The organism is Halomonas sp. BC04 (assembly GCF_000568385.1).
The window spans coordinates 1-20,573 of record NZ_AZQX01000255.1 but is presented as its reverse complement, the minus strand read 5'-3'; the positions used below and the strand labels follow the sequence as shown (position 1 = coordinate 20,573).

Annotated in this window: 17 protein-coding genes; 5 read left to right on the top strand and 12 right to left on the bottom strand. The window is 59.3% G+C overall.

The features are described from left to right. The 4 genes from Q427_RS17820 to Q427_RS17810 all read right to left on the bottom strand — a co-directional run. On the bottom strand, nt 1-201 hold a 201-nt coding region (locus tag Q427_RS17820; protein WP_043516438.1), incomplete at its 3' end, for an amino acid kinase family protein. A 57-nt stretch (nt 202-258) separates the two neighbouring features. Beyond that, entirely contained in the window at nt 259-1,050 is a 792-nt protein-coding gene (locus Q427_RS17815) for a hypothetical protein (RefSeq protein ID WP_231613770.1), read from the bottom strand. Beyond that, nucleotides 1,008-1,427, bottom strand: coding sequence for a hypothetical protein (locus Q427_RS34320; protein WP_231613769.1), 420 nt, complete (start codon nt 1,425-1,427; stop codon nt 1,008-1,010). Before Q427_RS34320 ends, Q427_RS17815 begins: the two co-directional genes overlap by 43 nt. Nucleotides 1,428-1,433: 6 nt before the next feature. After that, nucleotides 1,434-2,633 (bottom strand): saccharopine dehydrogenase family protein, encoded by a 1,200-nt coding sequence (locus tag Q427_RS17810; RefSeq protein ID WP_043516435.1) that lies wholly within the window; start codon nt 2,631-2,633, stop codon nt 1,434-1,436. A 369-nt stretch (nt 2,634-3,002) separates the two neighbouring features. Here Q427_RS17810 and Q427_RS17805 point away from each other — a divergent pair, with 369 nt between their 5' ends. Further along, nucleotides 3,003-3,689, top strand: a complete 687-nt coding sequence (locus Q427_RS17805) for a Crp/Fnr family transcriptional regulator (protein ID WP_197030718.1) — start codon at nt 3,003-3,005, stop codon at nt 3,687-3,689. Between the two features lie 73 nt (nt 3,690-3,762). Here the strand turns inward: Q427_RS17805 and Q427_RS32490 are convergent, their stop codons facing one another. From Q427_RS32490 to Q427_RS17770, 8 genes are all read right to left on the bottom strand, one after another. Continuing rightward, a complete protein-coding gene (locus Q427_RS32490; RefSeq protein WP_197030717.1) occupies nt 3,763-3,921 on the bottom strand; it encodes a hypothetical protein in 159 nt (52 codons plus the stop codon). Between the two features lie 68 nt (nt 3,922-3,989). Next, the gene (locus Q427_RS17800; protein WP_197030716.1) at nt 3,990-4,877 is read right to left on the bottom strand and encodes an endonuclease NucS domain-containing protein; all 888 of its coding nucleotides are present in this window, start codon (nt 4,875-4,877) and stop codon (nt 3,990-3,992) included. 122 nt (nt 4,878-4,999) lie between these two features. Then, complete coding sequence (locus tag Q427_RS17795; protein ID WP_197030715.1) at nt 5,000-5,962, bottom strand: Abi family protein; 963 nt, start codon at nt 5,960-5,962, stop codon at nt 5,000-5,002. A gap of 16 nt (nt 5,963-5,978) precedes the next feature. Beyond that, nucleotides 5,979-7,727: a restriction endonuclease subunit S gene (locus Q427_RS17790; RefSeq protein ID WP_043516432.1), complete on the bottom strand. Its 1,749-nt coding sequence runs from the start codon at nt 7,725-7,727 to the stop codon at nt 5,979-5,981. Then, nucleotides 7,702-9,240 carry a type I restriction-modification system subunit M gene (locus tag Q427_RS17785; RefSeq protein ID WP_231613768.1) on the bottom strand — a complete coding sequence of 513 codons (1,539 nt, stop codon included), beginning with the start codon at nt 9,238-9,240 and terminating at the stop codon, nt 7,702-7,704. Before Q427_RS17785 ends, Q427_RS17790 begins: the two co-directional genes overlap by 26 nt. Nucleotides 9,241-9,330: 90 nt before the next feature. Then, the gene (gene hsdR / locus Q427_RS17780) at nt 9,331-11,781 is read right to left on the bottom strand and encodes an EcoAI/FtnUII family type I restriction enzme subunit R (RefSeq protein WP_043516430.1); all 2,451 of its coding nucleotides are present in this window, start codon (nt 11,779-11,781) and stop codon (nt 9,331-9,333) included. A gap of 489 nt (nt 11,782-12,270) precedes the next feature. Beyond that, nucleotides 12,271-12,765 (bottom strand): PIN domain-containing protein, encoded by a 495-nt coding sequence (locus Q427_RS17775; RefSeq protein ID WP_043516428.1) that lies wholly within the window; start codon nt 12,763-12,765, stop codon nt 12,271-12,273. Continuing rightward, nucleotides 12,746-13,825 (bottom strand): helix-turn-helix domain-containing protein, encoded by a 1,080-nt coding sequence (locus Q427_RS17770; RefSeq protein ID WP_043516426.1) that lies wholly within the window; start codon nt 13,823-13,825, stop codon nt 12,746-12,748. Before Q427_RS17770 ends, Q427_RS17775 begins: the two co-directional genes overlap by 20 nt. A gap of 370 nt (nt 13,826-14,195) precedes the next feature. On the opposite strand from Q427_RS17770, the gene Q427_RS17765 reads away from it, so the two are divergent. The 4 genes from Q427_RS17765 to Q427_RS17750 form a co-directional block, all read left to right on the top strand. After that, nucleotides 14,196-15,833, top strand: a complete 1,638-nt coding sequence (locus Q427_RS17765) for a type I restriction-modification system subunit M (protein ID WP_043516424.1) — start codon at nt 14,196-14,198, stop codon at nt 15,831-15,833. Continuing rightward, a complete protein-coding gene (locus Q427_RS30365) occupies nt 15,823-17,127 on the top strand; it encodes a restriction endonuclease subunit S (protein WP_197030714.1) in 1,305 nt (434 codons plus the stop codon). Before Q427_RS17765 ends, Q427_RS30365 begins: the two co-directional genes overlap by 11 nt. Nucleotide 17,128: 1 nt before the next feature. Next, nucleotides 17,129-18,175, top strand: a complete 1,047-nt coding sequence (locus tag Q427_RS17755; RefSeq protein ID WP_043516422.1) for an SIR2 family protein — start codon at nt 17,129-17,131, stop codon at nt 18,173-18,175. Then, nucleotides 18,175-20,573, top strand: a 2,399-nt coding sequence (locus tag Q427_RS17750) for a type I restriction endonuclease subunit R (RefSeq protein WP_043516419.1), incomplete at its 3' end; no start/stop codon positions are given. The genes Q427_RS17755 and Q427_RS17750, both read left to right, overlap by 1 nt.

Here is a 20,573-nt window from a genome sequence, read left to right as displayed (position 1 = left end):
CTGGAGCCGCTGGCGATAGTCGCTCTCGTCGCTGCCGCGTGCTGCGGCGAGCAGGGCCTCCAGGGCATTGGTGGTCTTGCCCATGGCCGAGATGATCAGGACTTGGGGGCGCTCGTGGCTGCCAGCAAGCAGCTTGCCCAGATGGCGAATGGCCTCGGCATCCTTGATCGAGGCCCCGCCGAACTTGAATATCGTCGTCATAACCGTCACTCCCTGGCGGTGGATGTCATGTTCGTCACGCCGCGGTGCTGCGACGCCTCAACTCAGCCGCTGCATATAGTCCACATAGCCGAAGGTGCGCACCGTGCGCAGTTCGCGGCTCTGCGCATCGATGCGGCAGATCGATGGCAGGCGGATGCCGTTGAAGGTGGTGGTCTTGACCATGGTGTAGTGGGCCATATCGGTGAACACCAGGCGATCGCCGATCGCCAGCGGGCGGTCGAAGGAGTAGTCACCGATCACGTCGCCGGCGAGACACGTCATGCCGCCCAGGCGATAGCTGTGAGCTTCTCTCCCGGTTCGCCGCTGCCGATGATATGCGGCCGATAGGGCATCTCCAGCACGTCGGCATATGCGCGGTGGCGGAGGTGTCGAGGATGGCGATGGGGCCGTCATTGTCGACGATATCCAGCACCGAGCAGACCAGGTAGCCGGTGTTGAGCGCGATGCTTCGCCCGGCTCCAGATAGACCGTGAGATGCGGATGGCGCTCGCGGAAGCTGCGGATCACTCGCACCAGCCGCTCGATGTCGTAGTCGGCGCGGGTGATATGGTGCCCGCCGCCGAAGTTGACCCACTTGAGACAGGCCAGATAGTGGCCGAACTTCGCCTCGAAGGCCGCCAGGGTMTSYTCCAGGGCGTCGCTGTTCTGCTCGCACAGGGTGTGGAAGTGCAGCCCCTCGAGGCCCGCAAGGTCCACGCCCTCCAGGTCGACCGCCCGCGTACCCAGGCGTGAGCCCGGGGCGCAGGGGTCGTAAAGCGCCACCTTGCCCTCGGAGTACTCGGGGTTCACCCGCAGGCCGCAGGAGATGCTGCGCGGCGCCGATGCCACGGTATCGCGGAAGTGGAGCCACTGGCCGGGGAGTTGAAGCTGATGTGGTCGGCATAGCGCAACACCACCTCCATCTCCTGGTCGGTGAAGGCCGGCGAGTAGCAGTGCACCTCGCCGCCGAACGTCTCCGCCCCCAGCCGCGCCTCGTCTTGGCCGCTGGCGGTGGTGCCGACCAGGTATTCCCGGACCATGTCGAAGGTGTCCCACATGGCGAAGCCCTTCAGCGCCAACAGGATACGCGCACCGCTGTCTTCCTGGACCTGCTTGAGCAGGGCCAGGTTCTTGCGTAGCAGGGCGTCATCCACCACATAGGCCGGCGACGGGCAGGCCTGCACGTCAAAGGGGTAGACCGGCTTTTCCATGTTCTGCGATGCCATGCGCGATCAGGCCAGCGGGTCGGCGTCGGGGTCGAGCTCGACCACTTGCCACGGCAGGCCCATCTCGCCGATGCGTTCCATGAAGGGGTCCGGGTCGAGCTGCTCGACGTTGAACACGCCGGCACCCTTCCAGATCCCTTCCAGCATCAGCATGGCGCCGGTGACGGCGGGCACGCCGGTGGTATAGGAGATCGCCTGTGACTGCACTTCCCGGTAGCAAGCCTCGTGGTCGCAGATGTTGTAGATATGCACCTTGCGCCGCTTGCCGTCCTTGATGCCGTCCAGAATCACGCCGATGTTGGTCTTGCCCTTGGTGCGCGGACCGAGGGACGCCGGGTCGGGCAATACCGCCTTGAGGAAATGCAGCGGCGTGATCTTCTTGCCCTCGAACTCGATCGGCTCGATGCTGGTCATGCCGACGTTCTCGAGCACCTTGAGGTGGGTGATGTACTTCTCGGAGAAGGTCATCCAGAAGCGGATCCGCTTCAGCCCCTTGATGTTCTGCGAGAGGGATTCCAGCTCCTCGTGATAGAGCAGGTAGAGATCCTTCTCGCCGATACCGTCGAAATCGAACGTGCGCTTCTCGGCCAGGGGGGCGGTCTCTTTCCACTCACCCTCTTCCCAGTAGCGACCGTTGGCAGTGATCTCGCGAATATTGATCTCGGGGTTGAAGTTGGTGGCGAACGGGTAGCCGTGGTCGCCGCCGTTGGCATCCAGGATGTCGATCTGGTGAATCTCGTCGAACAGGTTCTTCTGTCCGTAGGCGCAGTAGATGTTGGTCATGCCCGGATCGAAGCCGCAGCCAAGGGTGGCCATGACGCCTGCCTTCGCATAGCGCTCCTGGAAGGCCCACTGCTCCTTGTACTCGAACTTGGCCTCGTCGGGATGCTCGTAGTTGGCGGTATCCAGGTAAGGCACGCCGGTACGCAGGCACGCCTCCATGATGGTCAGGTCCTGATAGGGCAGTGCCACATGGATCAGCAAGTCGGGCTTGAACGACTCGATGAGGGCAACCAGTGCCTCGACGTCGTCGGCGTCCACCTGGGCGGTCTGGATCTGGCGATCCAGCTGGGCCGCGATGGCGCGACACTTGTCTTCGTTGCGACTGGCCAGGCAGATCTCGGAGAAGACCTCGGGATGCTGTGCGCACTTGTGGGTAACCACGCCACCGACGCCACCGGCGCCGATAATCAGGACTTTGCTCATTGGTTGTCGAATCCAGGTCGGAAAATGTCTTTCAAATATAGGGTCTTATCGGAACGGGGGCCAACCTGATGTGCCCGGACCCGATGCCACCCCGGTCTCGCTCACGCGCTGGGCGCGATAATGGCGCGCCGGGGCCCCGGTATCAAGCAATTTTCAAGGGTGGCATTCGACCAAAGCAGGGGGCGTTGGCGTCATCAGGCAGGGTGGCAGTGGCCCATAACATAAGTTATGAAGCGAGATATTGGCTCATGGTTAGAATAGTCACCGACAAAGAAGCCCACCGGAGTGGTCGTGAATATACTAAACAGTGTTGTAATTCAGGGCCTTAAAAGTAATGGTGCGCTTTCTGAAGAAGAGACAGCCCTCCTGATGGAGCTGGAGCATACCCCCAGGCGAATGGCTGCCGGTGAAGTTCTCTGGCAAGAGAACGCCGAGGTCGATCTGTTCTGTGTGCTCAAGGCGGGGTGGGCCTACTCCTTCCGCTACCTGGACAACGGCACCATGCAGATTCTCAGCGTCTATCTGCCCGGTGATATTCTCGGTTTGCGTGACTTTGGCTTCTCCAGGCGAAGGACCGGGGTGGCGATGGTCAACGAAGGGCTGGTCAGCTGCTTTTCCCATCAGCACCTCTTTCAGCTCATACGCTCATCGCCGGCCCTGGCGGCCGGGCTGATCGCCATTGTCGTGCGTAAGCAGGCCATGCTCACCGAGCGGCTGGTCTACATCGGCCGCCACACCGCCCAGCAACGTCTGGCGCATTTCCTCTACGAAATCTACCTTCGCCTGCGCAGTATCGGGGCTGTCGAGGAGGGGAGCTTCCAGCTGCCGCTGTCACAGGAGCAGCTTGGCGATGTCCTGGGCCTGAGCGCCGTCCACGTGAGCCGGACCTTTTCCCTGCTTCGCGAAGCGGGCCTCGTCTTGAAGGAGCGGCAAGACGTCTATTTCCCCGACCCCGAGGCCCTGGCTCAGATGGCGGAGTTCAACGCCAGCTATCTCGATGAGCCCGTGCCTGACGCCTTCCAGGTTCTTTCCCAGACCCACATGATGGCGTCCTGACACTGCTTTCGAGAGCAGGCTGCCGAGATGCCGCGCTTGCTTGGCACGGCATCTCGGTGGTTTTCTGGGGAATTTACTGCTCGCTCTCGATCCCCCAGGCCTGTTTGAGGCGTTCCACAGTGTGGCTCCACTTGGGTGTAGTGGGCTTGCATACGGTGTTCTGGTTGCCGAACAGGCCAACTTCGCTGAAGGCCTGCTCGCGGCTGACGGTATGTAGCCAGCGCACCGGCACCAGATACTCGGCATCATCTTCGTCACTATCATCAGGCTGATACAGGTGGGGGTACTCTTCCCGGGAGGTCAGCTCCAGCAGGCTCTGTTGCCCTCCTCGGTCGTAACGCGGTGCTCATCCGCGCGGCAGCGCTCGCCGATCACCTCGCCCACGCCCACGTACCCCGTCTTGGGAATATTGACCCAGACGCGATCACCCTCTGACAGCATGGCGAGGGTCTTGGAGTACCAGGCCGCTCCGCCGCCAGCGATAAAGCCGTATCGCCGAGCCAGCTCCCACGGGCGGTCATCGCCGAAGGAGGCGTAGAACTCACCGTTCCACGGCTCCTTCTTCGCCTTACGGGCGACGGGCTGGCTGGGCTCGCCCGGGTCGATCATCCAGGCGCGGCTGAGATAGCGGTTGCCACCATCCTCGAAGGCGGCGAAGAACATGGCGTTGATCGACAGCTGGGCGTGCTCGTTGAGGTAGGTAATGATGCGCTCGCTGCTGGCATCTAGCCGGGTGGCGACCACCACCAGCTGGTGGCTCTCGTTGAGAGTGACGCTGTCCAGTGACACCCCGAACTTGGCCTCGAAGGCCTCGGCCAGGGTGGCGTGAGGCCGGCCGTAGCGCTCGGCGAACGCCTGGTAGATGTCGATCAGCTGGTAGTCGGCCAGGGTGACCACCGAGGAGGCGTAGTCGATGGCCTGGGCCACCACGTCCCGCGGAGTCTTGTCGCGCTTGAGCTCGATGATGATCACCGTACCGTTGGCGTCGATGGCGAGCAGGTCAATAAGCTTGTCGAAGGCGGTGCGCACTTGACGGCCGATCAGCAGCCAGTCCCGGTTGAGGATCGCGACGTCCTGCATGATCTGCTCTTCCAGCAGCCCCTCGTCGGCAAGCCCTGCGGCGCGCAGCTTGAGTGGTGGCTCACCGGCGCTGCCCGCCAGCTTCCAGATGCCCTGTTCGATAGCCATGGCGGCTCCTTGCGTATCGGCTGTAGATATTGCGGTTCTTGGCCTGGTGGCCTAATATTGCCTTCAACACGACCCCGGCCTCTTGGTTGCTTGCAACCTACGCTGGGGTTCTTATTTTCCGGTCACCACCAGTCCTTCCAGTCTTCCGTAATACCCATGCCGCTCAGGTCCAGCTTCCTGGATGAATGCTGTTGCGGGAATCGCTCCAGATGCTCAGCCAGCCGGTTGTGCCACTGGGTGTTCGGGCAAATCGACTTCACCAGCATGCGTGTAATCGCCAGCAGCAGGAACGGCTTAAAGCGGGTGTCTTCGTTTCCGATGAACGAGTCGCACCACGCCACTTCGCCTCGTTTCGGCAGCATTGGCTTGGTGGTGATGTTTCGGTTCCAGAGGCGGCTGTGGTGCGCCACCAGGTTACGCAGGTAACTCAGGCTGAACAGCCAGCTTTTGAACACCTTCCAGTCGCTCACGCCGTAGCGGTTGGCAATGGCCTGCTGGTCTTTCACATTCAGCATGCTGAATAGCTGGGAGATGGCGCCAAAATCCAGCACCTCCACCGCCACCCATATCGGTAGTTCATCGCCGTGGTTGTCGTGGTAGTGACGGACGAAATCTTCCTTGGAGCGGGCAACCAGCCCTCGATACTTGCTCAGCCAGGCCTCGAAGCAAGATTGCTGGCTACCCTTGCGGAAGGGGCGCCCCGCAAAGCCGGGGTGGAAGTGTGCTTTCGTGTTTTCTACATGGGCGAAAGGGCTGCGTTGGCCCAGCAAATGGGATAGGTCGACCCGCAGGGAGATTTCGATACGCTCCAGTGCATCGGCCAGGTACAGCCGTAACTGCTTATCGAACAGGTAAAGGTGAACGGCATCCACAAACTGGGTGTGCGGGTGGAAGACATCCATGGCCCTGGTAGAAAGCCTTCCGGTTTTACTGTCCTGCACCACCTCGAACTTGCGGAACGGATACCAGTAGGCGCTGAGCCGATAGTAGCTACCCGCTCCAGGTAGTCCTGGGCGGCGGCATCGTTGGTGACCACCATGCCTCGCGCTTTCAGCAGCGTCAGCTGCTCCTCGAAAGACTTCCACGGGCGATCGTAGGCCATCAGCTCACCGCCTTTTCCACCACCGCCTCGGCCAGCTGAGTGCGGGTATCGCTGGCCTCGCTCAGGCGAGCCTTGAGGTGGTCGCAGAGGGCAATCAGCTCGTCTACTTTTTCCACGATGCGGTGTTGCTCCTCCAGCGGAGGAATGGCGACTGGAATTTCCTTGAGTTTTGAAGCTTTGATGCCTGTGGCAGTCATGCCCGTTGCATTTTCAACGAGCTTTTCCTGGAACGGAGATGCCATTGTTTGAATAAGCATAAATCGAGAAGTAGCAGGAACATGCCATTGGAAGCAGATGGCACGCTGAGCTAAGGCGAATTCCTCATCCAAGTCTATAACTGCAGCATTTCCCAACGGAGCCTCTGGCGTGAACAGCATGTCGCCTTTGCGAGGAAATCCACGTGTCATCCATTTGGTGTAGTCTCCTTCACTGATGAATTCTTCTGGCTCAAGGTCAATGTATCCTTGGCGGATATTTTTGGCGGTAATTAGGCGTTTTCCATTGCTGGTTTTGGTTGGCGTTTTGCCACGGTAATCGATGAATTTAGCCATGTTTCCCAGTCTGACCCAGGCCCAACTGCTAGGTGTTTTGAGATACTGTTCGTTGGAGGACAGACTATCACTGGCTTTTGTCCTCATGCCATTAGTGCTCGCAAGGTGGTCTCGGAGCTGTAGCATCTTGGATACCACCGCACCACCAGGCTCATCCCCCGCATCCTGCGCCACCAGTCGCCCCATCACCGCAAGCTGAAGAATGGTCTTCTTGAGCTTGTCGATGCTGGCTTCGGTGGTGAAGAGGGTGTCGAAATGCTCGGCGATACGGGACCAGTTCTCGGCCAGCTCGGCGGCATTAGCGGAGCGAGTCAAGGCGTCGAGTAGGGTATCGACCAGCACCTCATGGGCTTCCAGCTGGTCGCCGACCTGCTGCTCCAGCCGGTCGCAAAGGGCCATCAGCTCATCGACTTTCTCGACGATGCGGTATTGTTCCTCTAAGGGAGGTAGTGGTAGCGGAATGGAGCCCCATTTTCCTTTGTTTAGGATGGATATTGTAGTGCTTGACGATTTCTCCCAAGCTAAACCCTGAAAATAAGGAGACTTTAAGCAAATCAGAATGAATATCGACATCTGGCAAATGAATGGCGTTACAGAGTTAATTTGCTGATTGAAGCAGCTTTGTTGATCAATAACTCCACACTTGCCAATAGTGCCGATGCAAACCATCAGAATGGACCCTGGCTCAGCCCATTTCCCAAGAGCTATCTTTCCAGATTCAGTTAGCCCTTCATTGTCGTAGTTGATGCCGATTTCAGTGATGTCGCCTGGCTTTATAAAAGGTATTTCATTTCCGAAAAAGGAGGGGTTTGATTTTGAGGGGGTTGATCCTGTTTGGGTGTGGCCTAGATCACACAACCGCACCCAAGTCCAATTATCAGGAGTATCGAAAGACTTCTCTTCCTCGGTAATTTCCGGCAGCTTCTTTGGCTTCTTGATCTTCCCTTCCTTGACCAGCCGGGCCTTCTCCTCGGTGATGCGCTCCAGCAGCACGCTGGCGGGCTCGTCGTTGGGGTCCTGCTCCACCAGCTTGCCGCGCACGGCGAGCTCCAGGATCAGCTCGCGCAGCTTCTTGATGCCGGTGAGCTCGATCTTGCCCCTCATTCCAGACGAGTTAGCTCTGCCCGCCGTCGACTTGGTCGTGACGGCGCCGGTCCAGAGGTCGAGGTGGTCAGTAATCAGCTCGCGCGCGCTCATGCCTGCTCCTCCTCTTTGCGGGGAGCTGCCTGAGTTGCCAAGTCCTGAGCAGAGTGGCCCAGCGCATCGCCAAGGATCGTCTTGAGCTGGTCGCGGATCTCCTGGATCTCCGCCTGCTGGCTGGCGTATTTTTCCAGCAGCTCGTCCGGGTCATGGCTGACTTGTTCGCCTGGTGGGGGTTCTTGATATCCAGGTTGTAGTTGCGCGCCTGGATCTCCTCTATGGGCACCCGCCAGGCCTGCTCGGTCTCCTGACGGCTGGCGAAGCCGTCGGCTTCCTCGCCCCACCAGTCGATCTCGGTCTGGAACTCCTCGACTTTCATCGGCCGGGTCTTACTGTAGTTCTTCACGCCCTCGGGGTAGGGGTGCTCGTAGTACCACACCGCCTCGGTGGGCCGGCCCTTGGTGAAGAAGAGCAGGTTGGTCTTGATGCCGGTGTAGGGGTTGAACACCCCGTTAGGCAGACGAACGATGGTGTGCAGGTGGCACTCGGTGAGCAGCTTCTCCTTGAGGCGGGTCTTCATGCCCTCGCCGAACAGGAAGCCGTCGGGCAGCACCACCGCGGCCCGGCCGCCATCCTTCAGCAGGTGGATAAACAGCGTCATAAATAGATCGGCGGTTTCCCGAGTGCGGAAGGCCTGGGGGAAGTTGGTCTCGATGCCGTCCTCCTCCATGCCGCCGAAGGGCGGGTTGGCGACGATCACATCCACCCGCTCCCTGGGCCCCCAGCTAATCAGCGGGCGGGCCAGGGTGTTGTCGTGCTTGATCTGGTCGGGCACCTCGATGCCGTGGAGGATGAGGTTGGTGGTGGCCAGCAGGTGGGGCAGCGGCTTCTTCTCCACGCCGTGGATGGTGCGCTGCAGGGTCTGCTCGTCCTGGGGCGTCTGCACGTAGCGGCTGCGCTTGTGGTCGATGGTGCAGGTCAGAAAGCCACCGGTGCCGCAGGCGGGGTCCATCACGGTTTCGTCGAGCTTGGGATCGACGCGGTCGACCATGAAGCGGGTCACCGCCCGCGGGGTGTAGAACTCTCCGGCGTTGCCGGCACTCTGCAGGTCCTTGAGGATCTGCTCGTACATGCCGCCCAGCTCATGGCGTTCGCTGGCCTTGTTGAAGTTCACCCCGTCCTGCAGCTTGTTGATGACCTGGCGCATCAGCTGCCCGGACTTCATGTAGTTGTAGGCGTCCTCGAAGACGTTGCGGATCACCACGGCGCGGTAGTCGTCGCCGCGGGCCTGCAGCTGCTGCAGGCCGGGGAACAGCATGGTGTCGATGAACTCCTTGAGCTCGTCGCCGGTCATCCCTTCCGGGTCGGCGGCCCAGCGGCGCCAGCGCAGCGGCTCGGGAATCGGCGAACGGTAGTTGTCGCTGAGGATTTCCCACTCCTGCTCCCGGTCGTCGAAGATCTTCAAGAACAGCATCCAGACCAACTGGCCGATACGCTGGGCGTCGCCATCCACGCCCACGTCCTTGCGCATGATGTCCTGGATGGATTTGATGGTGGTGCTGATGGCCATGGTGTCGGGCGTTCCTCGGTGTTGGGTACAACGATGCCGGCTTATCCACAGGGGGTGGCCGGCATCGGGGTGTGCATAGAATATCCGCGATCAGCTGCTTGACTGGTAGAGCGCATCTTCCAGTTCATGCACGGCACGATTGTAGGCGGGCTTGCCCCCAAAGGCAGTGACCAGTTCGCTGACCGTACCTATCTCGCTGAAGGGCGCGACGTTGAGGACGTTGATATCTTCGATCGGTGCGATGCCGGCATCGGCGTACTTGTCGACCAGTGATTCCAGCACCTGGCGGGCCTGTCCTTCGTAGCGGGTGAAGATATTGCGCTTGCGTACCTGCTCGGCGCGCTCGCGGCGCGTCAGCGGCGGGCGGTCGAAGGCGATATGGCAAATCACGTCGAAGAGGTCGGGTTCGTCGCCGAGCTTCCTGCCGAGCTCCTTGATCAGATCCTCCCAGAAGATGCCCTGCTCGGCCAGTTCGTCGAGGATCGCCTGCTTGCGCTCAGCGTCGTGCCAGCGGCGCAGGAAGTCATCCAGGGAGGCGAACTGCTCCTTTACCTTCTTGCGGGTGTAGTCACGCAGGCTCTCGGTGATCAGCTTGCCGTCCGGGCCCAGGTACTGCACCCGCTCGGCTACCACGCTCACCTCGACGTCATCGACAACGTACTTGATCCGTTTGCCGGGGCCGCCATCTCCGTTGATATCGGCGCCGGTGTCGTCGGACTGCCAGATGGCACCGGGCTCGACCTCGTAGTCGCCCCAGTTGTCTTCGATCCCTTCCGCCTGGGTTTCAGTGAGCTCCTCGGCGCTGTCGCCCGGGGCGACGTCGTCCTCGGCCAGCTCGTCATCCGGCACGATGGGATCGTCGCCTTTGGGCTGGTAGACCTTCACCGGGTCGCCGTCGAAGTCGGGGTCGGCGAACAGCTCGGTGGCCTTCTTGAAGTCGAGGATGGTGAACCAGTGCTTGTGGTAGTCGTCGTTGATGCGGGTGCCGCGGCCGATGATCTGCTTGAACTCGGTCATCGACTGGATGCGCTGGTCGAGCACGATCAGCTTGCAGGTCTGGGCGTCGACCCCGGTGGTCATCAGCTTGCTGGTGGTGGCGATGACCGGGTAGCGCGCTTCAGGGTTGATGAAGTTGTCGAGCTCCGCCTTGCCCTCGGCCTCGTCGCCGGTGATGCGCATCACGTACTTGCGGTTCTCGGCCACCCGCTTGGGGTTGAGGTTGACCAGTGCCTGACGCATGCGCTCGGCGTGGTCGATGTCCTCACAGAACACGATGGTCTTCTGGAAGGGGTCGCTGTTCTCCAGGAACTCGGTGATCTTGCGGGCCACCAACTGGGTGCGCTTCTCCAGCACCAGGTGTTTGTCGAAGTCCTTCTGGTTGTAGATGCGATCCTCGATCAGCTCGCCGTGCTTGTCGGTCTGGCCCTTGCTGGGCCGCCAGCCCTGCAGGTCGCGGTCGATATCCACCCGCACCACCTTGTAGGGGGCGAGGAAGCCATCCTCGATGCCCTGGCGGAGCGAGTAGCTGTAGACCGGCTCACCGAAGTAATCGATGTTGGAGACTTCTTTCGTCTCCTTGGGCGTGGCGGTCAGGCCGACATGGGTGGCTGCAGAGAAGTATTCGAGGATCGAGCGCCAGGCGGAGTCCACCGCCGCACTGCCGCGGTGGCACTCGTCGATGACGATCAGATCGAAGAAGTCCGGCGAGAACTGCTTGTAGATGTTCTGCTCTTCCTCGCTTCCGGTTACCGCCTGGTAGAGCGAGAGGTAGATCTCGTAGGACTTGTCTACCGTGCGATTGGTGACCTTGGTCATCGCCTGACCGAACGGCTTGAAGTCGTTGTTCTTGGTCTGGTCGACCAGGATGTTGCGGTCCGCGAGGAACAGGATTCGCTTCTTCTGCTTGGATTTCCACAGCCGCCAGATGATCTGAAAGGCGGTAAAAGTCTTGCCGGTGCCGGTGGCCATCACCAGCAGGATACGGTCCTGGCCACGAGCCACCGCCTCAACGGTGCGGTTGATGGCCACCGTCTGGTAGTAGCGTGGCGTGCGCCCGCTGCCGTCATCAAAGTAGGGCTGCTCCACCACCGGCCGTGCCGCCTGGTCGAGGCCCTTGTACTGGCAGTAGCGCTCCCAGAGCGCCTCCGGGGTGGGAAAGTCGTCGAGGCCGAGGGTGGTCTCGGTCTGGCCGCCCAGGCCGGTGCGGTCATGGAACAGGAAACCGTCGCCGTTGCTGGTGAACACGAAGGGCACGTCCAGGGCGTCACTGTAGGCCAGCGCCTGCTGCATGCCGTCGCCCAGGCCGTGCTTGTTGTCCTTGGCCTCGATCACCGCGAGGGGCTGGTTCTTCTGATAGCTCAGCACATAGTCCGCCCGGCGGCGCTTGCCGCGGGTGTGCAGCCGCCCACGCACGATGATGCGCCCGGCAGTGAACGACACCTCCTCGCGCACCTGGACCTGGATGTCCCAGCCGGCCCGCTCCAGCGCCGGGGTGATGAACTTGGTGCAGATGTCCCGTTCGCTGAGAGCCTTCTTGTCCATGGCAGCATCCTGCTCGTCGATGGCGGGGCGGGAATTCATTCGTTACGGAAGCTTACGCTAACGAGAAAGGCTAAGCACCCTGTGCCAGGCCGCAGCCGCCTCACGTCGACAACGAATTGCGTAACAGCCGGCTGGATAGGGAGTGCTCTTGGCGAATAGCCCAGGGTGTTCCGATCAATGTTGACCGGCAGGCTAAGGGTGTCTGGTAAGGGCGGTGGTATAGGGTAGTGGCGCGGTGATATGGGCAAAAAAGTTGACCAACAAGCAGACCATACCGTGCCCCAAACAGACCAAATCATGTCCTATGGAACGAAAAAAGCACCCGTAGGTGCTTGATTCGTCTAGCTGATTGGTGGAGGCGGCGTCTCGTGAAAAATCTATTTAACTTTATGTTTTTAAACGTATTTATTTTTTATATGCGCCGGTTGTGCCCCCAATAATGCCCCTTTCTGTACGCTTGTGCCCATCTTCTGCCATCTCGGCCAAAAGCTATTCAGGATGGTGCAAACCGTGGAGGATCCGCTCAGCTTCCGCCCAGGGTAACCGTCTCTTGCGGGTTTTCATTCGACCCAGTGCATTTAGGGCGTCATCCACCGAGAGCAACCGGTTCTCCACCATCGCGCGTAGTAGCCAAACTGTGCCCATCACACTAACGTCCTCACCGAGCGCCACCTGTTTCAGCCCTTGGTCGCCAGTCAGTAATGGGCAGCCCTCCTGCTTGGCAAGTGCCAGGGCAAGATAATCGTTGTGGCAGGCGAGTTCGCCGTATTGCTCCGGTAACTGGAGCGCATATTCTACGTAGGCCGAGGTGACCTCCATGATTTTCAGGCCCTGCGCTTCTAGCCCTGGTGACCCTGACTCAATCTCCTCCATGTAAATAATGTCGGGCATCGCAAACTGAAGCGGTAGCCGGAAAAAGACGTCCATCAGATCGCCAGCTTCCATATCAATGAGAATGTTGGCATCACTGATGAGCAGCAGCATGCATCGACTCCAGCTGGCGTGCTTTGTAGAACTGCATCATTGGAATGCCCAGAAGCTCGGCTGCCTTGGCCTCTGAGATATATTTCTCGCCTAGCGCTCGGTACACCAACTGTTCGAACAGCCGGGGTGTTTCTTTCGATAGGGGGTCGCCCGGCTCTCCCTTGCGCCACCCCTTGGCGGAAAAACGTTTCCACATCGCTAAGTGGACAGCGTCATTGATGATGCCGCACTGTTTGGCACGCTGGAGCCACCCGGCCATGGAAAGCCCAAACTCATGTTTCAGTACATATAGTTCTTTCCATTCAAGTGCGTGCCGCTGCCTTCCGAGATTCTGAAATACTGAAAATTGGGGGGCAAGAAATGCGCCGGCAAAACGGTCGCATGCCTTTTCTTCATTGAGCTCGGGTGAAAGTCGCCCAGCCAGTAGTAGGTGGCCTAACTCGTGCGCGAGTGTGAACCGCTGTCGGTCGCCAGGCCATTGTGCAGAGACTGCTACAACAGGGTAGGTGCGGTCATCATCAGTACGTGCGAGGGCAGTCATCCCGGAAAAGCCGGGATGAGCTTCGTCCACTACGAGGACTAATAATCCTTGTGCTTCGAGCGTATCGGTTAGGTCCGCAATAGGGTTCATCCCCAACTGCCATGCATCACGTACCTGGTCAGAGAGAATCTCCAACTGCTCCATAGAATCAATTGAGTCAGTGAGCTGGGCAGGTGCCATAAAGGGCTGGAGAGGTGACGCCGGAAACGCTCCTAATAGCTCGGCTCTCTTTTCTACCAGCTCAATCACCTTGATTTTGGTCGCTTCTTGAGCATTTTTTCCGAAAATGGCGCGTTTGCGGAATTCTGGGTGCTCCAGCGTTACATGGTGAGTCCGGAAAAAGTACTCCGTACGGATACCACAGGCACGTGCCAGCTTGAGCAGCATTGAGGACGATGGTGTCAGCGCGGCCTTCTCATACTTTTGGATGGTGGTATGGGTTACGTCAACCTGCTCACCCAAGGCCTTGAGCGTCAGGCCGGCTGCTAACCGTGCTTGCCGGATACGATGACCGAGCATGACGCCCTCCCTCTGTTGGGTTAAAAGTGGTTGCATTGTAGTTGATTTTTAACCCTGGCGACAGTCTCGAAGACTCCATGGGAGGGGAGGGCGCAGGGGAAGAGGTAAGGCAACCCTCCGCGGATGAGTGAGCCCTGGCAGCTGGCGATCACATTCCTTGACCTAGTGGTAGCCTGTAGTATGTCCCCATCGAGCCCGCTGCTGCCTACCCAGGCTGCGGTCATGGCTTTCTCTGTCATCGAGGGCGTAACCATACGGGCCCAGTAGAGCCGTGGGTACGTGTCAGCAATGGCAGAGCAGTTTTGGTCCACAGGGCAACACCAGCCAGTGACGCGCGCAGCGACCCTGCATCAGTTAAGGAAGATACCGCATGACATCCAGCAAGCAAGGCGGCAACCACCACGAGCTCGGGGTTGATCCTGAAGCCCTCTGGCAGGCGGCCGATAAGCTTCGCGGCTCTATCGACGCCGCCGAATACAAGCACGTGGTACTCGGCCTGATTTTCCTCAAGTACATTTCCGACGCTTTCCAGGCCCGCCGGGCGAAGCTGATGGAGGAGCTCGCTGAGGACGGCATTGAGGGTAAACAGGCGGAAGACCTGCTGGAGCAGCGCGACGAGTACACCGCCGAGGGGGTGTTCTGGGTACCCCAGGAGGCGCGTTGGGAACGGATCCAGGCACAGGGCAAGACACCCAACATCGGCAAGCTGATCGACGATGCCATGTATGCCATCGAGCACGACAACCCCAAGCTCAAGGGCAAGTTGCCGCGCGACTACGCCCGCCGCGGCATCGCCCCGCAGCGCCTAGGTGGGCTGATCGATCTGATCGGTTCCATGACCATCGGCTCAGATGAGGCCCGCGCCAAGGATGTGCTGGGCCGGGTCTATGAATACTTCCTCGGCAAGTTCGCCGCCGCCGAGGGCAAGCTGGGCGGCGAGTTCTTCACCCCGCGCTCGGTGGTGCGGCTGCTGGTGGAGATGATCGAGCCCTACGAGGGGCGTGTTTATGACCCCTGCTGCGGCTCCGGCGGCATGTTCGTGCAGTCCGAGAAGTTCACCGAGGCCCACGGCGGCAGCAAGCGCGACATCTCCATCTTCGGTCAGGAATCCAACCCCACCACCTGGCGGCTAGCGCACATGAACCTGGCTATTCGCGGTATCGAGGCCAATTTAGGCGAGCAACCGGCAGATAGCTTTTCGCGTGACCTGCACCCGGACGTGAAGGCCGACTACATTCTGGCCAACCCGCCCTTCAATATCTCCGACTGGTCCGGAGAACTGCTGCGCGAGGACGTTCGCTGGAAATACGGCGTGCCGCCCACCGGCAACGCCAACTACGCCTGGATTCAGCACTTCATCCACCACCTGGCCCCGCCCAACGGCCACGGCGGGGGTATCGCCGGCTTCGTGATGGCCAATGGCTCGCTGTCCAGCAACAGCTCCGGCGAGGGCGAGATCCGCAAGGCCATCATCGAGGCCGACCTGGTGGACTGCATTGTCGCCATGCCCTCCCAGCTCTTCCTGACCACCGGCATCCCCGTCTGCCTGTGGTTTATCAGCCGCGACAAGACCGGCCGCAACATCAAGCACGGCGGCCGCGACCGTCGTGGCGAGACCCTGTTTATCGACGCTCGCCAGATGGGCACCCTGCAGACCCGCGTGCTGCGCGTGCTCTCCGGCGCTGACGCCGAGGGCGACCCGCCTCCGGACAGCGACATCGGCCGCATCGTGCGCACCTACCACGCCTGGCGCGGTGAGGAAGGCGCCGGCGACTACGCCGACGAGGCCGGTTTCTGCAAGGCCGCCAAGCTGGAGGAGATCGAAAAACACGGTCACGTGCTCACCCCCGGCCGCTACGTCGGCGCCGCCGCCGCGGAGGACGACGGCGAACCTTTCGAGGACAAGATGCAGCGGCTCACCGCTGACTTGCAGGCGCAGTTTGCCGAATCCGATGCGCTGGAAGCGCGGATTAAGACCAATCTGGAGGGGTTGGGTTATGGGGAGTGAGGTTCTGCCCACTGATGTATCTGAGCTGATTGAACGTGGTGTGCTGGCCATCAATGACGGGTATCGCGCCAAGAATAGTGAGTTGGGGAAAAATGGCCTCCCGTTTGCGCGCGGCGGCAACATTAACGGTGGTTTTCATTTCGAGGGAGCAGATTGCTTCCCCCGCGAGAATCTCGACCGAGTCGGCGAGAAGACTAGCCAGCCAGGCGATGCTGTATTTACGAGCAAGGGATCGGTTGGGCGGTTTGCATTCGTTACGGCCGACGTGCCCACGTTCGTCTATAGCCCTCAGCTTTGTTTCTGGCGGTCACTCGATCATGACGTGATTAGTCCTCGCTGGCTCTACTACTGGATGTATGGGGCCGAGTTTTATCAGCAATACAATGGGGTAAAAGGCCAAACGGACATGGCGGATTATGTGAGTCTTCGCGATCAGCGAGGAATGCATATAACCTTGCCTCCAGTTAAAGAGCAGACAGCCATCGCCGACATCCTCGGCACCCTCGACGACAAAATCGAACTCAACCGCCAGATGAACCGCACGCTGGAAGCCATGGCGAGGGCGATCTTCAAGGCCTGGTTCGTGGACTTCGAGCCGGTCAAGGCCAAGACCGACTGCGCCACGAGTTTTCGCGGCATGCCTCAGGCTGTTTTCGACCAGCTCCCCGACAGCTTCACCGATTCTGAACTGGGACCGGTGCCGGAGGGGTGGGAGGTTGCGCCTCTCGATGAGATTGCGGATTTTCTCAACGGAGTCGCACTACAGAAATATCCGGCATCGCCTTCGGAAGACAGTTTGCCAGTCATTAAAATTGCGGAGCTTCGCAACGGCGTCAGCACAAAATCCGGGCGTGCATCTCGAGGAGTTCCGAGCAAATACATTGTCGATGATGGAGATTTTCTTTTTTCTTGGTCGGGGAGCTTGCTTGCAAAGTTCTGGACGGAAGGCGAAGGCGCTTTGAACCAGCATTTGTTCAAAGTGACATCCGAAAGTTATCCGATGTGGTTTGTTAGTCAATGGGTGCAGTATCACCTTGATACGTTCCAAGCGATTGCCGCTTCCAAAGCCACTACGATGGGCCATATTCAACGCAGGCATCTCAAAGAAGCTTTGACCGTTTGTGCACCAAGTCATGTTCTGGATGACATGAGTACGATTATGTCGCCCTTGATTGAGAAAATGATTGCCGCAGAGCTCGAATCGCGAACTCTCACATCGATCAGGGATGCCCTCCTTCCCAAGCTTATTTCTGGAGAAGTAAGTACGGGTGCGGCCATTACGGAGGGCGACTAGCATGTCAGTAGACTTCCTGTACCCGGTTTTTGAAGAGCAGTTGACCGTCGAGCATGATCCGTACACACATAAGATAACTATTGGTGCAACTCCTTTCTTTGCAAATGAGATACTCAAAGGGGATAGCAACGCATACCGCGATGAGTTCTCAAGGTGGTTCGACGATATTTGGCTACCTGATCAGCTGGATATGCTTGACCAGATCCTAAGGATTCCTGCGAATAAAAGACGATATGAAGATTTGTGTTCAGCACTTAGCAATGGTGAACTGATTCCTTTGGTGGGAAGTGGTATGTCGGCGCCCTCTGGTTTGCCACTATGGTCAGATTTCCTAAGTGAAATTCGAAAGTATTCTGCACTTACAGAAAAGGAGCTTGAATCCTTTTTTTCTGAATCTAAATATGAAGAGGCGGCCGAAGCTATAGCGGAATCTATGCCCAACAGGTTATTCGATGAAAGAATTGAGCATGACCTCAGATTTGGTGATGCTGATGCTATTCGAGGATCTATTTCATTTCTTCCAATACTCTTCGATAAGCTCGTTATCACTACGAATCTCGATAACTTGCTGGAGCATCTTTATCAGAAGCATGGTCTTGCTTTTGCCGAGATTTTGAAGGGTAACAATATACAGTCGTATCGACGACTAAAGGCGCAATCAGATCGAATTCTTCTCAAGCTCCATGGAGACTGTAAATCCAAAGAGGGACGAATCCTCTCCGTTGCCGAATATGAAGCATCATATGCTCCGGGAGCGCCTGTTTTCGAGGAGCTATCAGGGATCTATAGGAATCAAAGCATTCTTTGTCTTGGCTGCAGTATGAATGGTGATCGCACGGTAAAGCTTCTGGGTAAGGTGGCTGAAATGGATGAGGGGATCCCGAAACATTATGCCTTTCTCAAGCACCCTGACGATGAAGCTTCTCTTCTGGAACGTGAGCACTTTCTCACTGAGCGCGACGTTTTCCCGATTTGGTTTAAGGGCGATCACGATGAGTCAATCACAGCGCTGTTGGTTGGACTGGCCCACCACAAAGGGGTGATCTAATGTCAAGACTCAAAGAATCGGATGTGGAAGTTGCCGCTTTGGGCTGGTTCAAGACCTTGGGTTTTTCTACTGTCCGGGGCGCGGACATTTCGCCGGGAGCGGATTCTCCGCTGCGCGACAGCCATGAACAGGTGGTACTGGAACCGCGGCTACGCTCGGCTTTGCGCACGATCAACCGCCAGCTTCCGGATGAGGCTATCGAGCAGGCGGTTCGGGCAGTAATGCGACCGCCGGAACCGACGCTGGAACAGAACAACCGATGGCTTCATCATCTGCTTACCGACGGTGTGGACGTGGAATACCGTACCCCGGAGGGCGAGACCCGCGGAGACAAGGCGTGGCTGGTGGACTTCAAGCGCCCCGCTGCGAATGACCGGCTCGTGGTGCAGCAGTTCACCGTACGCTGCGGCAACGCCACGCGGCGGCCCGATCTGGTGGTGTTTCTTAATGGTCTTCCGTTGGTGGTGGTTGAGTTAAAGGACCCCACCAATGAGCAGGCGGATCTGTGGTCGGCCTATCGGCAGTTGCAGGATTACAAGGCAACGATACCGCCGCTGTTTACCTACAATGCGCTGCTGGCCATCAGTGACGGCGACCGCACACGGGTCGGTTCGCTCACCGCCGGTTCGGACCGGTTTGCGCCCTGGCGGGCGCTGGACGATGCGCGCGCGCCGGGCGAGCCGACTCTTGAGGCACTGATCCGCGGCTTGTTCCAGCCCGGCCGATGGGAAGTTTACCTGCGTCACTGCATCACCTTCGAGGAAGACGAGCGCAGCGGCGCGATCATCAAGAAGGTGGCGGCCTACCACCAGTTCCGCGCCGTATTGCGGGCGCGAGATTCCGTCAAGGCGGCATTGAAAGCGCCGGCGGGCCAGGGTGATGGGCGTGGTGGCGTGATCTGGCATACCCAGGGCTCGGGCAAGAGCCTGACCATGCTGATGCTGTCCGGCGCATTGATCGGCGACGAGCAACTCGCCAACCCCACCGTTGTGGTGGTGACCGACCGCAATGACCTGGACGGGCAACTGTTCGGCACCTTCGCAGATGGGCGTGCACTGCTGCGGCAGGACCCGGAGCAGGCCGAGAGTCGGGAGGACCTGACCGCCCGGCTCAATCGCGCCTCCGGCGGGGTGGTGTTCACCACCATCCAGAAGTTCGCCGAGCGCGGTGCGGCGGTCAGCGAAAGGGCCAATATCGTGGTGCTGGCGGATGAGGCCCACCGCAGCCAGTACGGCTTTCTCGACGGCGGTGCGCGATGGATGCGCGATGCTATCCCCAATGCCACTTTTGTCGGTTTCACCGGGACGCCGCTGGAGGGCGACGACAAAAGTACGGAAGCGGTATTCGGAAAGTACGCGGACATCTATGACATTCGCCAGGCGATCTCCGATGACGCCACGGTGCCGATCTTCTACGAAATGCGGCTGGTCAAGCTGGTGCCGGACGAGCAGGGGGTACGCGAGGCGGAAGACAAGCTGACAGAGCAAGCCGCCGAGGCCGACAAGGCGGGCCAGCCAGTCAATGATTATGTCCGCGTAGAGCTTGAGGCCTTGGCTGGTACGAACCAGCGTCTGAAGCTGGTAGCGCAGCAGATTGTGGAGCACTTCGAGCAACGCCGTCAGGTGATCGAAGGCAAGGGCATGACGGTGTGCATGAGCCGGACAATCTGTATGGATCTATACGATGAGATCGTTGCTCTAAGGCCTGACTGGCATTCAGACGAGGACGATGCCGGTTTTATCAAGGTCATCATGACCGGGTCGCCTGCCGAGGGCGAACGGGTGATGCAGCACGCGCGCACCAAGCCACGGCGTGAGGCTCTGGCGCGGCGTTATAAGAATCCGGACGACGGCCTGCGAATGGTCATCGTGTGTGATATGTGGCTGACCGGCTTTGATTGCCCGCCCATGCACACCATGTATCTGGACAAGCCGCTGGCAGGGCACAACCTGATGCAGGCCATTGCCCGCGTGAACCGTGTGTTCGGCGAAAAGCCCGGTGGTGTGGTGGTGGATTTTCTGGGTATTGCCGATCAACTGCGCGACGCCGTGCAGACCTACACCCAGGCAGGTGGTGAAGGCAGTCCGGTGGAGGACATTCAGAACGAGGCGGTGCCCTTAATGCAGCGCCAGTTCGAGGCGCTGCGGGATTTCTTCAATGGCCTGGATTATAGCGGCTTTGTAGGCGGCGATGAGGCGGCGCAGATCCGTGCCGTGACCGCCGGTGCCGATTATATTTTCGAGCAGACCGACGGTAAGCAACGCTTCATGACCATGGTGGCGGGGCTCTCCAAGGCCTTTTCGTTGGCGGTGCCGCGCCCGGAAACCGAAGCCATCCGCGACGACCTCGCCTATTTTCAGAGCGTGCGCGCGGCCATCCGCAAGCGCCTGGCCGATGA

What these genes read in the sequence shown, in the direction of transcription:
- Q427_RS17790 (WP_043516432.1), bottom strand. Translation starts at nt 7,727, where the DNA reads ATGAGCGCGCGCGAGCTGATTACTGACCACCTCGACCTCTGGACCGGC.
- Q427_RS30365 (WP_197030714.1), top strand. Translation starts at nt 15,823, where the DNA reads ATGGGGAGTGAGGTTCTGCCCACTGATGTATCTGAGCTGATTGAACGT.
- Q427_RS17810 (WP_043516435.1), bottom strand. Translation starts at nt 2,633, where the DNA reads ATGAGCAAAGTCCTGATTATCGGCGCCGGTGGCGTCGGTGGCGTGGTT.
- Q427_RS17770 (WP_043516426.1), bottom strand. Translation starts at nt 13,825, where the DNA reads ATGCTCGGTCATCGTATCCGGCAAGCACGGTTAGCAGCCGGCCTGACG.
- Q427_RS17765 (WP_043516424.1), top strand. Translation starts at nt 14,196, where the DNA reads ATGACATCCAGCAAGCAAGGCGGCAACCACCACGAGCTCGGGGTTGAT.
- Q427_RS17805 (WP_197030718.1), top strand. Translation starts at nt 3,003, where the DNA reads ATGGAGCTGGAGCATACCCCCAGGCGAATGGCTGCCGGTGAAGTTCTC.
- Q427_RS17775 (WP_043516428.1), bottom strand. Translation starts at nt 12,765, where the DNA reads ATGCTGCTGCTCATCAGTGATGCCAACATTCTCATTGATATGGAAGCT.
- Q427_RS17800 (WP_197030716.1), bottom strand. Translation starts at nt 4,877, where the DNA reads ATGGCTATCGAACAGGGCATCTGGAAGCTGGCGGGCAGCGCCGGTGAG.
- hsdR (WP_043516430.1), bottom strand. Translation starts at nt 11,781, where the DNA reads ATGGACAAGAAGGCTCTCAGCGAACGGGACATCTGCACCAAGTTCATC.
- Q427_RS17755 (WP_043516422.1), top strand. Translation starts at nt 17,129, where the DNA reads ATGTCAGTAGACTTCCTGTACCCGGTTTTTGAAGAGCAGTTGACCGTC.
- Q427_RS34320 (WP_231613769.1), bottom strand. Translation starts at nt 1,427, where the DNA reads ATGGCATCGCAGAACATGGAAAAGCCGGTCTACCCCTTTGACGTGCAG.
- Q427_RS17785 (WP_231613768.1), bottom strand. Translation starts at nt 9,240, where the DNA reads ATGGCCATCAGCACCACCATCAAATCCATCCAGGACATCATGCGCAAG.